Origin of the sequence: Thalassospira australica, assembly GCF_044790785.1 — a bacterium.
Classification (GTDB): Bacteria; Pseudomonadota; Alphaproteobacteria; order Rhodospirillales; family Thalassospiraceae; genus Thalassospira; species Thalassospira australica_A.
Genome location: NZ_CP085258.1, coordinates 4161612 through 4174794, shown reverse-complemented (window position 1 = coordinate 4174794; position 13183 = coordinate 4161612). Strand labels below are relative to the sequence as shown.

At 53.1% G+C, this 13183-nt stretch carries 12 protein-coding genes; 6 read left to right on the top strand and 6 right to left on the bottom strand.

Annotated features, from left to right (window positions below; genetic code table 11):
* Nucleotides 1–27: 27 nt before the first annotated feature.
* Together LG297_RS19390 and LG297_RS19385 are read left to right on the top strand one after the other, a co-directional pair.
* Complete coding sequence (locus LG297_RS19390) at nt 28–276, top strand: CopG family ribbon-helix-helix protein (RefSeq protein WP_404423209.1); 249 nt, start codon at nt 28–30, stop codon at nt 274–276.
* 5 nt (nt 277–281) lie between these two features.
* Nucleotides 282–566 (top strand): type II toxin-antitoxin system RelE/ParE family toxin, encoded by a 285-nt coding sequence (locus LG297_RS19385; RefSeq protein WP_404423207.1) that lies wholly within the window; start codon nt 282–284, stop codon nt 564–566.
* 60 nt (nt 567–626) lie between these two features.
* On the opposite strand, the gene LG297_RS19380 is transcribed toward LG297_RS19385, so the two are convergent.
* The 3 genes from LG297_RS19380 to LG297_RS19370 all read right to left on the bottom strand — a co-directional run bounded on the left by LG297_RS19380 (nt 627) and on the right by LG297_RS19370 (nt 4478).
* Nucleotides 627–1232: a superoxide dismutase gene (locus LG297_RS19380; protein ID WP_007088675.1), complete on the bottom strand. Its 606-nt coding sequence runs from the start codon at nt 1230–1232 to the stop codon at nt 627–629.
* 383 nt (nt 1233–1615) lie between these two features.
* Nucleotides 1616–1921 carry a hypothetical protein gene (locus tag LG297_RS19375; protein WP_062950398.1) on the bottom strand — a complete coding sequence of 102 codons (306 nt, stop codon included), beginning with the start codon at nt 1919–1921 and terminating at the stop codon, nt 1616–1618.
* A gap of 187 nt (nt 1922–2108) precedes the next feature.
* Nucleotides 2109–4478, bottom strand: coding sequence for a Tex family protein (locus LG297_RS19370; RefSeq protein WP_404423205.1), 2370 nt, complete (start codon nt 4476–4478; stop codon nt 2109–2111).
* A gap of 247 nt (nt 4479–4725) precedes the next feature.
* On the opposite strand from LG297_RS19370, the gene LG297_RS19365 reads away from it, so the two are divergent.
* Nucleotides 4726–4986: a DUF1674 domain-containing protein gene (locus tag LG297_RS19365; protein ID WP_007088679.1), complete on the top strand. Its 261-nt coding sequence runs from the start codon at nt 4726–4728 to the stop codon at nt 4984–4986.
* A gap of 2 nt (nt 4987–4988) precedes the next feature.
* Here the strand turns inward: LG297_RS19365 and LG297_RS19360 are convergent, their stop codons facing one another.
* From LG297_RS19360 to LG297_RS19350, 3 genes are all read right to left on the bottom strand, one after another.
* Nucleotides 4989–5732 carry a hypothetical protein gene (locus LG297_RS19360; RefSeq protein WP_404423202.1) on the bottom strand — a complete coding sequence of 248 codons (744 nt, stop codon included), beginning with the start codon at nt 5730–5732 and terminating at the stop codon, nt 4989–4991.
* A 122-nt stretch (nt 5733–5854) separates the two neighbouring features.
* Nucleotides 5855–6523, bottom strand: a complete 669-nt coding sequence (rpe, locus tag LG297_RS19355) for a ribulose-phosphate 3-epimerase (RefSeq protein WP_404423200.1) — start codon at nt 6521–6523, stop codon at nt 5855–5857.
* Between the two features lie 126 nt (nt 6524–6649).
* Nucleotides 6650–7987 (bottom strand): RsmB/NOP family class I SAM-dependent RNA methyltransferase, encoded by a 1338-nt coding sequence (locus tag LG297_RS19350; RefSeq protein WP_404423198.1) that lies wholly within the window; start codon nt 7985–7987, stop codon nt 6650–6652.
* Nucleotides 7988–8175: 188 nt separating this feature from the next.
* Between LG297_RS19350 and LG297_RS19345 the strand changes: the two genes are divergently transcribed.
* The 3 genes from LG297_RS19345 (at nt 8176) to purH (ending at nt 13135) form a co-directional block, all read left to right on the top strand.
* A complete protein-coding gene (locus LG297_RS19345) occupies nt 8176–9189 on the top strand; it encodes a glycosyltransferase family 4 protein (protein WP_404423196.1) in 1014 nt (337 codons plus the stop codon).
* Between the two features lie 124 nt (nt 9190–9313).
* A complete protein-coding gene (locus LG297_RS19340) occupies nt 9314–11272 on the top strand; it encodes a polysaccharide biosynthesis protein (RefSeq protein ID WP_404423194.1) in 1959 nt (652 codons plus the stop codon).
* Nucleotides 11273–11557: 285 nt separating this feature from the next.
* Complete coding sequence (gene purH, locus LG297_RS19335) at nt 11558–13135, top strand: bifunctional phosphoribosylaminoimidazolecarboxamide formyltransferase/IMP cyclohydrolase (RefSeq protein ID WP_404423192.1); 1578 nt, start codon at nt 11558–11560, stop codon at nt 13133–13135.
* Nucleotides 13136–13183 lie beyond the last annotated feature (48 nt).

The window sequence follows — 13183 nt, the reverse complement described above, 5'->3', positions numbered from 1 at the left end:
TATGACAATGCAAACAGGAAGCCGGTTATGAGCAAGGATACAGTGGCCATTCGTGTCGATTCCGATTTGCGCCAACGGCTCGACAAGCTCGCAGATGCCTTTGGTCAGACGCGCTCAAGCATCATTAATGATGCCTTGCGGCAATATGCCGATCATCAGGAGTGGCAGGTGAACCTGATTGCCGAGCGTGCACGCAGTATTGCCGAAGGCCGTGCGAAACTGATCGGGCATGACGATGTGCTTGCCGGGTTTGAACAACGCTTCGCTGACAAATAATCCGGATGCGTATTCAATGGGATAGTCGGGCTGTCGATGATCTGCGTGACATTCTTGATTACATTGACGGACGTAATCCGGTGGCGGCCCGCAAAACCTATCAATTGATATCAGGGTCAGTGTCGCAACTCGTTACCCATCCGTTCATAGGTCGTGTCGGACGTGTGGAGCAAGCACGCGAAATGATCGTCAATGGTACGCCTTACCTTGTTGCTTATGGCCTGGATGAAAATACGGTCACGATAATCGCTGTCTTGCATACTGCGCGGCGATGGCCCGATGAGTTCTGAACAAAAAAAGCGGCCCCCGAAGGAGCCGCTTTTTAAATTCATGGTCAAAGCCAGGCTTGATTAGCCAGCTTTGGAGAAACGTTCTGCAACATATTCCCAGTTCACCAGGTCGTTGATGAACGCTTTGACATAGTCCGGGCGCGCATTGCGGTAATCGATGTAATAGGAGTGTTCCCAGACATCGCAACCGAGCAGCGGGGTCTGACCGTGGACCAGCGGGTTTTCCGCGTTCGGGGTTTTGGTCACGACCAGCTTGCCGGATTTGTCGAGGGCCAGCCAGCACCAGCCCGAACCGAACTGGGTTACGCCAGCCTGAATGAAGGCTTCCTTGAAGGCATCGACCGAGCCGAAATCTTCAACGATTTTCTTTTCCAGTTCGCCCGGAATGTTGCCGCCGCCATTTTTCTTCATCATCTGCCAGAACTCGATATGGTTCCAGTGCTGGGCAGCGTTGTTGAACAGGCCGGCTTTGGATGCATCGCCATAGGATGCAACAACGATTTCTTCGAGCGACTTGCCTTCAAGGCCGGAACCTTCGAGCAGCTTGTTGCCGTTCACAACATAGGCGTTGTGGTGTTTGTCATGGTGAAACTCAAGGGTTTCAGCCGACATGACCGGTGCAAGCGCGTCATAGGCATAAGGGAGTGCAGGGAGTTCAAGAGCCATGATACAGATCCTCGACTTTCGTTATTGGTTTGTGCGGTCAGCACAGGGCTTCCGCAACATATCCCCATTACCACCTGCCGTAAAAGTGAAAATCCCATGCAACCTGTTGGAAAACTTGTTGCTATGGATGATCACTGTCTTTTGGCGGGTTCGGAAACGGGCATGATGGAAAACCTCGTGGTCTTAATCCTCGGCCTTTATCTAGGATAAAGGAAGCAGTGCGCAATGTCTTGGACGGCTTTGCGATATTCCATACCCTTTAAACAAGCGGAGGCGCGCATCGTTCCCTGGATGCGAAAATTTTTTAAATTCTGCGAATATTGACCCGACAGGCTTCTGCCAGCGGGCGTCATGTACCCCGAGCCGGATAACCGGTCAGCCTGCTATTCCTTATAAAGACTGACCATGTTCTGAATGTCGGTACCATTGCGGATCATCACGTCATATTCCCCTTTTTGCAGGCGGGAAATATCGATACGGCACGGGAAAGAGCCGCAATCCTTGTTCAGCGCAATCGATCCGTCCTGAAAGGACAGGATGACTTCGCCTTTTGCCTGATCAGCATGGATGGTGACACTGTCGGTGGTCGCTTTGGGTGCGACGCGGATTGCAGCCAGTGCGGCTGTCGTCACTGTCAAAACTCCGACGAGGGCGATTACAACCGGCTTGCTGCGCAAAGATCTAAACATGTTGTTTCCTCGCGCTTCTTCTTGGTGTTGCAAAGATGCGCGGTGAAGACGGGAAAATGGGGGCGCAAATGCGGCATTTCCGTGCCGAATGTTTCGATTTTCCAACCGTCACAGGTAAAAAGCCCCCTGAACAAAAGGTTAGGGGGCTTTCTACAATCAGCGGGCATGCGAAATTTTTATGAAATCGCTATTTGCGTCGTTCCATAGCGGCCCTAAGGGCGGCGGCCATCGCACCGCTGTCATTTCCGGTATTGCCCTGATTATCTTGATGATTTCCGCCGCGCGGCGGGCTGTTTCGCCCGGTGTTTCCGCGGGCCTGATGGCTGTGATTGCTTTGATTGCTGCGGGACTCGGTACGCTTTTCGCGAGTGCCTTCGTAGTCCGGTGCGGATTTCATCGACAGGCCGATACGTTTGCGCGGGGCGTCCACTTCCATGACGGTAACCGACACGATCTGGCCTGCCTTGACGACTTCACGCGGGTCGGAAACGAATTTGTCGGCCAATTGTGAAATATGAACCAGACCATCCTGATGGACACCGATATCCACGAACGCCCCGAAATTGGTCACGTTGGTGACCGTACCCTCAAGTTTCATACCGGTTTTAAGGTCCTTGATCTCGTTCACGCCGTCGGTGAATTTTGCGGTCTTGAATTCCGGGCGCGGATCGCGGCCGGGCTTATCAAGCTCGGCCAGAATGTCGCGGATCGTCGGGACGCCGAACACGTCATCGGCATAGTCATCCGGGCGCAGGGTTTTGATGAAGGGCGAGTCGCCAATCAGCTCTGCCAGCGGTTTGTTGGAACGCGTGCTGATACGTTCCACCAGTTTATAGGCTTCCGGGTGCACCGCCGATGCATCCAGCGGGTTTTCACCGCCGCGAATGCGCAGGAAACCGGCACATTGCTCGAACGCTTTGGGCCCAAGGCGTTCGACCTTGCGCAAATCGGCACGCGAGCGGAACGCACCGTTGATATCGCGATAGCCGACAATATTGCGCGCCAGTGTTTCTGACAGTCCGGCAACACGGGTCAGAAGCGGAATAGACGCGGTATTGAGGTCAACTCCCACACCGTTCACGCAATCCTCGACGACGGCATCCAGCGATTTGGCCAGTTTGGTTTCCGATACATCGTGCTGATACTGACCGACACCGATGGATTTCGGTTCGATCTTCACCAGTTCTGCCAACGGGTCCTGCAGGCGGCGCGCGATGGATACCGCCCCACGCAGGGACACATCCAGATCGGGGAATTCCTCGGCGGCAAATTGTGATGCCGAATAGATCGATGCACCTGATTCGTTGACAATGACCTTGGTCGCCTTAAGGGCCGGGAAGCGTTTGAGCAACTGACCGGCAAGCTCATCGGTTTCACGCGAATAGGTGCCGTTGCCAATTGCGATCAGTTCGATCTTGTGGCGAGCGGCAAGGGCCGCCAGCGTATTCAGCGCGCCTTCGACGTCGTTGCGCGGCTGGAACGGGTAAACGGTTGCGGTATCAACCATTTTGCCGGTGGCATCAATCACGGCAACCTTGACACCCGTACGCACCCCCGGATCAAGACCCATGGTGGCCTTCTGCCCGGCCGGTGCGGCAAGCAGCAGGTCCTTTAGGTTGTCGGCAAACACCTTGATCGCGTCTTCCTCGGCGCGGTCACGAAGTGTCCCGAACAGGTCAAGTTCGATGGATAGCGACAGCTTGACCCGCCAGGTCCAGCGAACCGTATCCACCAGCCATTTGTCCGCAGCGCGTCCCCGGTCGGCAATACCGACATGGGCGGAAATCATGATCTCCGCCCGGCCCTGTTCGGTGCGGGGGCGGTCTTCGTCGGCGGCACCAAGTGTCAGTTTAAGTTGCAGGATGTTTTCGTTACGCCCCCTGAACAGGGCCAGCGCGCGATGCGACGGGCAGGTTTTGATTTTTTCGGAATGTTCGAAATAGTCGGAAAACTTGGCACCTTCTGCCTGTTTGCCGTCGATCACGCTGGCGCTGATTTCGCCGTCATTCCACAAAAGGTCACGCAGCTTGGCGACCAGATCGGCATCCTCGGCAAAGCGTTCCATCAGGATCTGACGGGCGCCATCAAGGGCGGCTTTGGTGTCTTCGACGCCTTTTTCGGCATCGACGTATTTGGCGGCCTCGGTTTCCGGATCAAGGTTCGGATTGCCGTACAGATCATCCGCCAGCGGCTCCAGCCCGGCTTCGCGGGCGATCTGGGCCTTGGTGCGGCGCTTTTTCTTATAGGGCAGATACAAATCTTCAAGACGGGTTTTGGTGTCGGCCTCGTTGATGGCCTTTTCCAGTTCCGGCGTCAGCTTTTCCTGTTCGCGGATGCTTTCAAGCACGCTTGAACGGCGTTCTTCCAGTTCGGTCAGATAGCGCAGGCGTTCTTCCAGCGTACGAAGTTGGGTATCATCAAGACCGCCGGTTTTTTCTTTGCGGTAACGGGCGATGAATGGAACGGTGGAGCCCTCATTCAGCATCTCGATGGTGGCAATGACCTGTTCCGGTCGGCATGAAAGTTCTTCGGCGATACGCTGGGGAATTGGACGCATGGTTTCTCCTTGGTTTGCTCGTCTGCCTGAAATAGCGGCTTTCGGGCAGGGGGGAAAGAGCCAGTTTCGGATAAATGGCTGTCTGCATATTTGGTGGATTTTCTCGTTGAAATCCAAGCTGCTGAAATCGAAAGGATTTTGGAAGTCCTGCCAGATATTGCTGCCCTATAACTTGCCCCGACGGTGCAGGCGGGCTATTTCTGGGATAACAGATCCATCGGGCAGTCCCGACAACCGGAGAATAAGGATGGCCGGAAAGTTCCGCGAAACCGTCATTCACGAGGTGCCAAAAGAAAAGGCCGAACCGAAAACCTCGGAAGAAAAGAATGAAGCCATTGCCGGTGCAGACATGGCACCTGTTCTGTCACAGGATGCAATCAATGCGCTGGCCGAAGCCAAGGCTGCCAAGGAAGCTGCTGCAAAACAGCGCGAAATCGGGGGACCCAAGGGCCCCGAGCCGACCCGCTTCGGTGATTGGGAAAACAAGGGCCGTTGCATCGATTTTTGAGTTTAATTTTCGAACTTTTTCAGTTTGAATTGAAACTTCATTTCGCAACCGTAAATGAAATATAAAAAAGCCGAAATGTTTGTTAAGGATACTGAGGCGATTATTATGTATGTTATGATGCTTCCAAAAGTATTTGCATAATATACTGATGATATATTTATGGATATTGATAGTAAATGGAATAGAAATATTGAATAGAACGGCGTTAGATTTATTATCTTGATTGTTGAGGATATTGCTGACTTTATTTTTGATTTTGACTCTAATATGCTGGGTGTGTTTAGTATGTGTTGTGAGAAATCTCTCTCACAGAATACGTGACCTAAAAAATTTGAACTCAAGTTATTGTTTGATTTTACAGTTTCTGTGATTTTTGTGATCATTGATGAATATGAAAAGAAATTAATAAATGATAATGTTGATGCCCAATATATTAGTGAAGAAATTATTGTCGCGGATTCAATAAATCCGCGAATTTTAATTGTATCATTTCCATAAATATTAATATTTATATTTGGATTGCAATATATTATTATCATAACTGCATCAATCGCAATCATAACTGCAACCATTTTGCCAAATTTATATTTTAGGTTTTCTTCGTGATGACCTAACCTGTCCAATGTATCAGGGCTCGAATAAAAGTCGATAACTTTTGGGTCAAAAGTATCTACTCCAAATTCAAAAAATTGAGCATTTATTGGGCTATCCGACCAAGTGTCGGATTCTTTTTCATTATCAGACATATCTACAGTCCAACATTTGATGTTAAAACTAAGCCATAATAGCATCACAATATTGGATATTTTACAAAATAAAAGGTCGATTCTTTCTTCGCTGGTCTTTTATCTTAGAAATATATGCTGATTTAACTTCCGCGAATGGCTTTGATGTTGTTGGCGTATTCGGATGGGCCGCCTTTGAAGGTCGCGGAACCGGCGACCAGAACGTTCGCCCCGGCTTCGATCACCTTGGGCGCGATTTCCGGGTTTACGCCACCATCGACTTCAAGGTCGATATCGCGCCCAGTGGCATTGATCATCTTGCGGATGCGCTTGATTTTCTCAAGCTGGCTTGGAATGAATTTCTGACCGCCAAAGCCCGGGTTGACGGTCATGACCAGAACAAGGTCAACCATGTCCATGACATATTCGATCACGCTTTCCGGCGTTGACGGGTTCAGCGACACCCCGGCTTTTTTGCCCAGCGATTTGATCAGCTGCAGCGAACGATGCAGGTGCGGACCTGCTTCGGCATGGATGGTGATGATATCGGAACCGGCATTGGCGAAGGCCTCGATATAGGGATCGACCGGTGCGATCATCAGATGGACGTCAAACACCTTGTCGCTATGGGGCCGCAGTGCCTTGACCACATCCGGGCCGATGGTGATGTTGGGCACGTAATGGCCGTCCATGACATCAATATGGATATAATCCGCCCCGGCGGCATCAACGGCACGGACGTCAACACCCAGCTGGGCGAAATCGGCGGAAAGGATCGAGGGTGCGATTTTAATGGCGTTTGTTGCGGTCATGGTGCGGCAAAGGTCCTGAAGCGGGTTGGGATATGGGAATTTCGCGGTTCTCATACCCCAAAAACATGATCCTGTCACCCAAGCGGGGTGAATGGCTGTCTTGATCTGTATCGCTCAAGATACCAATCAGGCTTTCTTGACCAGCCGCGCGCAGAAGAAACCATCGATCCCGCCATATTCCTGCATATGTAGCGGCAGGATGCGAAGCTCTCCGGCATCGTTGATTGCCTCGTCCCAGCCGCCCAGCTCGTCGGTGGTAATCGGTTTGCGTTCGTAATTGGGATGATCGGCGAGGAAGGATTTGACCTGATGCTCGCCCTCTTCCGGCTGAAGCGAACAGGTGCAATAGATGAGCTCTCCGCCAACATTCAGAAGCTTGTCGGCCTGATGAAGCAGCTTGGTCTGGATCGGCAAAAGCGATCGCATCAGTTTGTCGTTCTGACGCAGCAAAATATCAGGATGGCGGCGAATGGTGCCGGTTGCCGAACAGGGGGCATCAAGCAAAACCGCATCGGCACGCGGCGTATCGGGGGCCAGATCGGTGGCATCACCGGTAACAACTGCAGCGCCAAGTTCTACGCGCTCAAGATTCTCAAATACGCGTTTCAGCCGTCCCTCGGACTTGTCGACCGCAATCGCATTGGCACCCTTGGATGCCAGTTGCATGGTCTTGCCACCCGGTGCGGCGCAAAGATCATAAATGGTTTTGCCTTCATAGGCCGAAAACAGCTTGGCCGGGATGGAGGCCGCAGCATCCTGAACCCACCATTTTCCGTCTTTATAGCCCGGAAGGTCGCGAATACGACGACCGCTTTCGAGGCGGACGGTACCGGTTGGAAGAACCATGCCATCCATCTGTTCCGCCCAGTCGGCGGCTTCCGCCTGATCCTTTATGGAGAGATCAAGCATGGCGTAATCCAGACTGGCTTCGGCGATGCCTTGTGCAATTTCGGCCCCATAGGCCTTTTTCCAGGAGCCGCGCAGCCATGCCGGGACGTTAAGTTGCCAAGCTTCGACATTTTCCGGCCATTCGAAGCCATCACGTTGCAGGCCACGCAGTACTGCATTGACCAGCTTTACATATTTATGCAAACCCGCGTCGCGGGTCAGATTAACCGTGCTATCGACCGCGCCGTAATCCGATGTTTCCATGAAAAACAGCTGGGCCACGCCCAGACGCAGGATGTTGGTCAGGCGACCTGCCACACGATCCTGCGGTGCCTGATAACGCGGGGCCAGAACCGCATCGATTTCGCCCAGATGACGCAGGGTGGTGCCAAGTAGCTGACGCAAAAAATTGCGATCCAGCGACGGCAAACCAAACCCGTGTTTTGACAGAAGTTCATCCAGCGTGACTTCGCCTCCGCGCAGTTCCTGCAGGGTTTTGAGCGCCAGCATCCGCGGATCGGGAAGATCGGCCGGTTGAGTATGGCGGTTATCCGTGCGAGCGCGGCGTTCTGTCAAAAGGGTATCTCCAGTTTCGGGTTATGGCTTGTAAGTAAGCGCCCTTGATAGGGCTGTAAAGCACTTAACCGCAGGATTTCCGGCATGGCTGGCCTGTCTGGTGTTTTTCAACGACATTGAAAAACCTTGCGATGGAGACGGGTGCCCGGTAATTCAGACGGATCATTCGAAAGAAACGGGCGACACCGATGTCATTTGCCGCACTTGCGATTTTTTCCGGTTGCTTCCTGATCGGCTCGATGTTGCTGACCTGGGCGGTGTTGCTTTATCTGCGGCGCAAGGCGATTCTTGATATGCCCAACCACCGTTCCAGTCATGCGGTACCGACCCCGCGCGGTGGTGGATTGGCGGTGACGCCCCTTTTGATCGTCATGGTCGGGGCCGTCTTTTTGTGGTCCGGGAATGCAGGCTTGCAGCAATGGTTGATGCTGATCGCAGGCGTAGGGCTTGGTGCGCTAAGCTGGTTTGATGATCGGCATGATCTGTCGGCAGCCATTCGTTTTGCCTGCCAGTTCCTTGCTGTAATCGTTGGTGTATTTGCGATTGAAGGTCCGGTGCTACAAGGGCTGGTGCCAATGTGGCTGGATCGTATTCTGGTCGTTCTGGCGTGGGTCTGGTTCCTTAATCTGTTCAATTTCATGGATGGGATTGACGGCATTACCGGGGTCGAAGCAGGTTCGATCGGACTGGGTATCTTTGTGCTCGCACTTTTGGCTCCCTTACCCGAATTTGTTGATCTTGGTTACATCGGGCTAGGCGTTCTGTCGATTATGGCCGGTTTCCTGACCTGGAACTGGCACCCTGCGAAGCTGTTCCTGGGAGATGTCGGGTCCGTACCGCTGGGGTTTGTTCTGGGCTGGCTGTTGCTGGAACTTGCCGCACGCGGGGCGTGGATGCCGGCATTGATCCTGCCGTCATACTATCTGCTGGACGCGACTTTCACCCTTATCAAGCGGGGGCTTCGTGGTGAGAAGGTCTGGCAGGCACATCGTGAACATTTCTATCAGCAGGCAACCCGTCGCGGTATGAGCCATGCACGGGTTTCGGCCTTGATTGCACTGGCAAATCTGGCACTTATCATCGTTATTTTTGTCCCGATGGATATTGCGGGATGGGTACGTTTGATTCCGGCTGCGATGATACTGGCGTTACTGATCGCGGAATTTAAGCTTTTGCCTGTAAAGGCTGTGCAACCGAAATAGTGTGAAGACGGTCCTCGTTAGGATAGCTTGACTTGTCACAGGCCGGACGCGAAAAGAATATCCGTGCCCGCACCACAGGCTTGCGGGTATTATGAGCCATACAAGAATTCCGGTAAGGGACCGCATGTCGCGTTTATTTCAACGTAGCCATATTGCCTTTGTCCATGATGTGACGATGGCGGCCATTTCGTTACCGGCAGCATTATATCTGCGGGTCGGCGATGGTGTGGTTTTTTACAATCCGCAAAACATCCTGTTTTCGGTATCGGTTTTTACCGTCATCGCCGCAATTACATTCTGGGTTTTCGGGCTTTACCGCGGCATCTGGCGCTATGCATCACTTAATGATCTCATGCGGATTGCCAAGGCGGTAACAGTTGCTGTTGGCGTATTATTTCTCGTGTTGTTCCTTACCGCACGGCTCGATTGGTTGCCGCGATCAACGCCGATTATTCAATGGTTCCTGTTGATGGCGATGCTTGGCGGGTCACGGCTGATTTACCGTGTCGCCAAGGACAAGACGACTGCACGTGCGATGATGCGACAGGGAACACATCGCGTGCCGGTTCTCTTGATCGGAGCCGGAGACGAGGCCGAGGCATTCATTCGTGAAACGTTTCGTTCGGCGAACACCCCGTTTGACGTTATCGGCATAGTTTCCCTGACCAATAGTCGTGTCGGGCGGAATATGCACGGTGTTGATGTGCTGGCGACAGCCGACAAACTTGAAGAAGCTTTGGGAAAGCTTGCAAACAGCAAGCGTGGTTTGCCCCGTCGTTTGGTTTTGACTGGTGATGCGCTGCGTCATGACGACATCACCAAATGGGTCGAAATTGCTGATCAGCGCGGCATGACTCTGGCGCGCTTGCCGAAGCTGAGTGACTTGCGCGAAGGGCTTGCCGATCCGTTGCAAATCCGCCCGGTTGCGATTGAGGATTTGCTGGGACGGCCGCAGGCACGACTTGATCGTGACAAGGTTCGCCAGATGATTGTCGGACGGCGGGTCCTGGTGACAGGCGCTGGTGGCTCAATCGGATCGGAACTTGTGCGACAGATTGCAGCCTATGGTCCGGCTAGCCTTACTTTGCTGGATGCTGGCGAATACAATCTTTATGCCATCGATATGGAGATGGCGGAAAAATATCCTGATCTTCCCCGTGAGAGCATCCTGGGTGATGTTCGTGATCGCATGAGGATCGATCAGGTTTTTGCGGCCCAACAGCCGGAAATTGTTTTCCACGCAGCAGCCTATAAACACGTGCCGTTGGTTGAGCATAACCCGAATGAAGGCATTCTGACCAACACGCTTGGGACCCGCAACGTTGCGGAGGCCTGTCGTGCTGCCGGTGTTGGTACGATGGTTCTGATTTCAACAGACAAGGCAGTGAACCCGGCCAATGTCATGGGGGCGTCCAAACGTCTGGCAGAATGCTATTGTCAGGCGCTCGAAACCCTTCCGGCGGATCAGCGTGGGCCGACGCGATTTGTCACCGTGCGGTTTGGCAATGTTCTGGGGTCGACAGGGTCGGTGGTGCCCTTGTTCCGTCGTCAGCTTGAAGCGGGTGGGCCGCTGACCGTGACGCATGAAGGCATCACGCGATACTTCATGACGATTGCCGAGGCAGTCGAACTTGTTTTGCAGGCTGCCGAGCTTGGCAAACATGGCGTTACAGAGGGTGGCAAGATTTTCGTTCTTGATATGGGACGGCCGGTAAAGATCATTGATCTGGCGCGCCAGATGATCCTGCTATCGGGTTTGCGGCCGGGCAAGGACATCGACATCAAGGTGACAGGCTTGCGCCCGGGCGAGAAGCTTTATGAAGAACTGTTTCATGACGGTGAGCCGCCAGAACCAACCGAAACGGATGGCGTTATGTTGGCAGCCCCGCGTGTTGTCGATTATGCATTGATCAAGCAGGTGTTTGACGAGCTTGGTGAAAGTGCAGCAAGGCGTGATACGCACAAGACGCTGGAACTTATCAGCCGCTTGGTCCCGGAGTTCCAGCCGCCCGAGATCGGGGTGAAATCCTTCTTTGCGGAAAGTGAACCGGTAAAACTGGATAAGGCCGTTAGCGGTCAGTGATTGACTGGTGCTTTGGATTTGCATCTGCGTCATTTGGCCTGCGGCCATGCAACATTTCGGGGTCCACATTTTGGCGCGTGCGTGATAAAGCTCCGCGCGAAACATGGTTCGGACTCATTGATCATGTGTCGGCCCGAATGAAAATCAGCGGTTTTCACTCATCAACAAGCCGATTGCCCGCAAACATCATTACCCCGTATGCATCAGTAACGATACGGAGTGGGCCGATATATCATCAATGGGTCCGGGGCCTTCATCATTGACGATGTATTGAAAGCAAACCCGATGACTGCTCGTATTGCGCGCGCGCTGATCTCCGTTTCCGACAAGACCGGTCTGGTCGAATTTGCCAAATCTCTTCATGAACAGGGTGTTGAAATCCTGTCCACCGGTGGGTCTGCCAAGGCCATCGAAGCGGCTGGTATTCCTGTAAAGGAAGTTGCCGATCACACCGGTTTTCCCGAAATCATGGACGGTCGCGTCAAGACTCTTCATCCGAAGATTCACGGCGGCCTTCTGGGCCGCCGTTCTCTTTCCAGCCACATGAAGGCGATGGAAGATAACGATATTTCGCCGATCGATCTGGTGTGTGTGAACCTTTATCCGTTCGAAGAAACCGTTGCCAAGGGTGCCGATTTCGATACCTGCATCGAAAATATCGATATCGGCGGACCGAGCATGATCCGTTCGGCGGCAAAGAACCATGAATCGGTTACGGTTGTTGTCGATCCATCTGATTACGACCGCGTTGTTGCCGAAATGAAAGACAATGCAGGTGCCACGACGGCTGAGACCCGACGCGTTCTGGCCGCCAAGGCATTTGCCCGTACGGGTGCTTATGACTCGGCAATTTCAAGCTGGTTTGCCGGTGAGCTTGGTGAAACCTTCCCGCAGCGCCTGAATGTTTCTGCCGAATTGAAACAGACCCTGCGTTACGGTGAAAATCCCCATCAGCAGGCAGCGTTCTATACCAATGGCAAGAACCGTCCGGGCGTTGCCACCGCGACCCAGCTTCAGGGCAAGGAACTGTCGTTCAATAACCTGAATGATACGGATGCGGCATTTGAACTGGTGTCCGAGTTTGACGAAAAACCGGCTGTTGCCATCATCAAGCACGCCAATCCGTGTGGCGTTGCCGAGGGGGCAACCCTGATTGAAGCCTATAACAAGGCGCTGTCTTGCGATCCGGTTTCGGCCTTTGGCGGTATCATTGCGGTTAACCGTACCCTTGATAAGGCCACTGCCGAAGAAATCGCCAGGCTGTTTGCCGAAGTCGTGATTTGCCCGGATGCAGATGATGCCGCTCGCGAAGTTCTTTCAACCAAGAAAAACCTTCGACTTCTGGTGACTGGTGGCATGGCCGATCCGGAAGCCGAAGACATGACCCTGCGTTCGCTGGCGGGCGGCTATTTGCTGCAGAACCGCGATGCAGGTCGTGTAAAGCGTGACGAGCTTAAAGTTGTGACCAAGCGCAAGCCGACCGAGGCAGAGCTTGATGACCTGCTGTTTGCCTTCCGTGTTGGAAAGCACGTCAAATCAAACGCCATTGTATATGTCAAAGACGGCAAGACGGTTGGTGTTGGTGCCGGTCAGATGAGCCGCGTTGACAGCTCGCGCATTGCGGCATGGAAAGCAGAAGAAGCTGGCAAGAATGCCAGTGAAGGCGAATTGCGCACCAAAGGTTCGGTGGTTTCGTCTGATGCGTTCTTCCCGTTTGCAGACGGACTGTTGGCCGCAGTCAATGCCGGTGCTACAGCGGTTATTCAGCCAGGTGGCTCGATGCGTGACGAAGAAGTCATTGCAGCCGCCGATGAGCATGGCATTGCAATGGTCTTTACCGGAATGCGTCACTTCCGCCATTAAATTCTGGATACAGTCGTAAGAAAAGGGCCGCAGACATTTTTGTCTGCG

Bases quoted from the DNA above. Each gene is read 5' to 3' on its own strand.
- LG297_RS19390 (WP_404423209.1), top strand. From the start codon at position 28: ATGAGCAAGGATACAGTGGCCATTCGTGTCGATTCCGATTTGCGCCAA.
- LG297_RS19385 (WP_404423207.1), top strand. From the start codon at position 282: ATGCGTATTCAATGGGATAGTCGGGCTGTCGATGATCTGCGTGACATT.
- LG297_RS19380 (WP_007088675.1), bottom strand. From the start codon at position 1,232: ATGGCTCTTGAACTCCCTGCACTCCCTTATGCCTATGACGCGCTTGCA.
- LG297_RS19375 (WP_062950398.1), bottom strand. From the start codon at position 1,921: ATGTTTAGATCTTTGCGCAGCAAGCCGGTTGTAATCGCCCTCGTCGGA.
- LG297_RS19370 (WP_404423205.1), bottom strand. From the start codon at position 4,478: ATGCGTCCAATTCCCCAGCGTATCGCCGAAGAACTTTCATGCCGACCG.
- LG297_RS19365 (WP_007088679.1), top strand. From the start codon at position 4,726: ATGGCCGGAAAGTTCCGCGAAACCGTCATTCACGAGGTGCCAAAAGAA.
- LG297_RS19360 (WP_404423202.1), bottom strand. From the start codon at position 5,732: ATGTCTGATAATGAAAAAGAATCCGACACTTGGTCGGATAGCCCAATA.
- rpe (WP_404423200.1), bottom strand. From the start codon at position 6,523: ATGACCGCAACAAACGCCATTAAAATCGCACCCTCGATCCTTTCCGCC.
- LG297_RS19345 (WP_404423196.1), top strand. From the start codon at position 8,176: ATGTCATTTGCCGCACTTGCGATTTTTTCCGGTTGCTTCCTGATCGGC.
- LG297_RS19340 (WP_404423194.1), top strand. From the start codon at position 9,314: ATGTCGCGTTTATTTCAACGTAGCCATATTGCCTTTGTCCATGATGTG.
- purH (WP_404423192.1), top strand. From the start codon at position 11,558: ATGACTGCTCGTATTGCGCGCGCGCTGATCTCCGTTTCCGACAAGACC.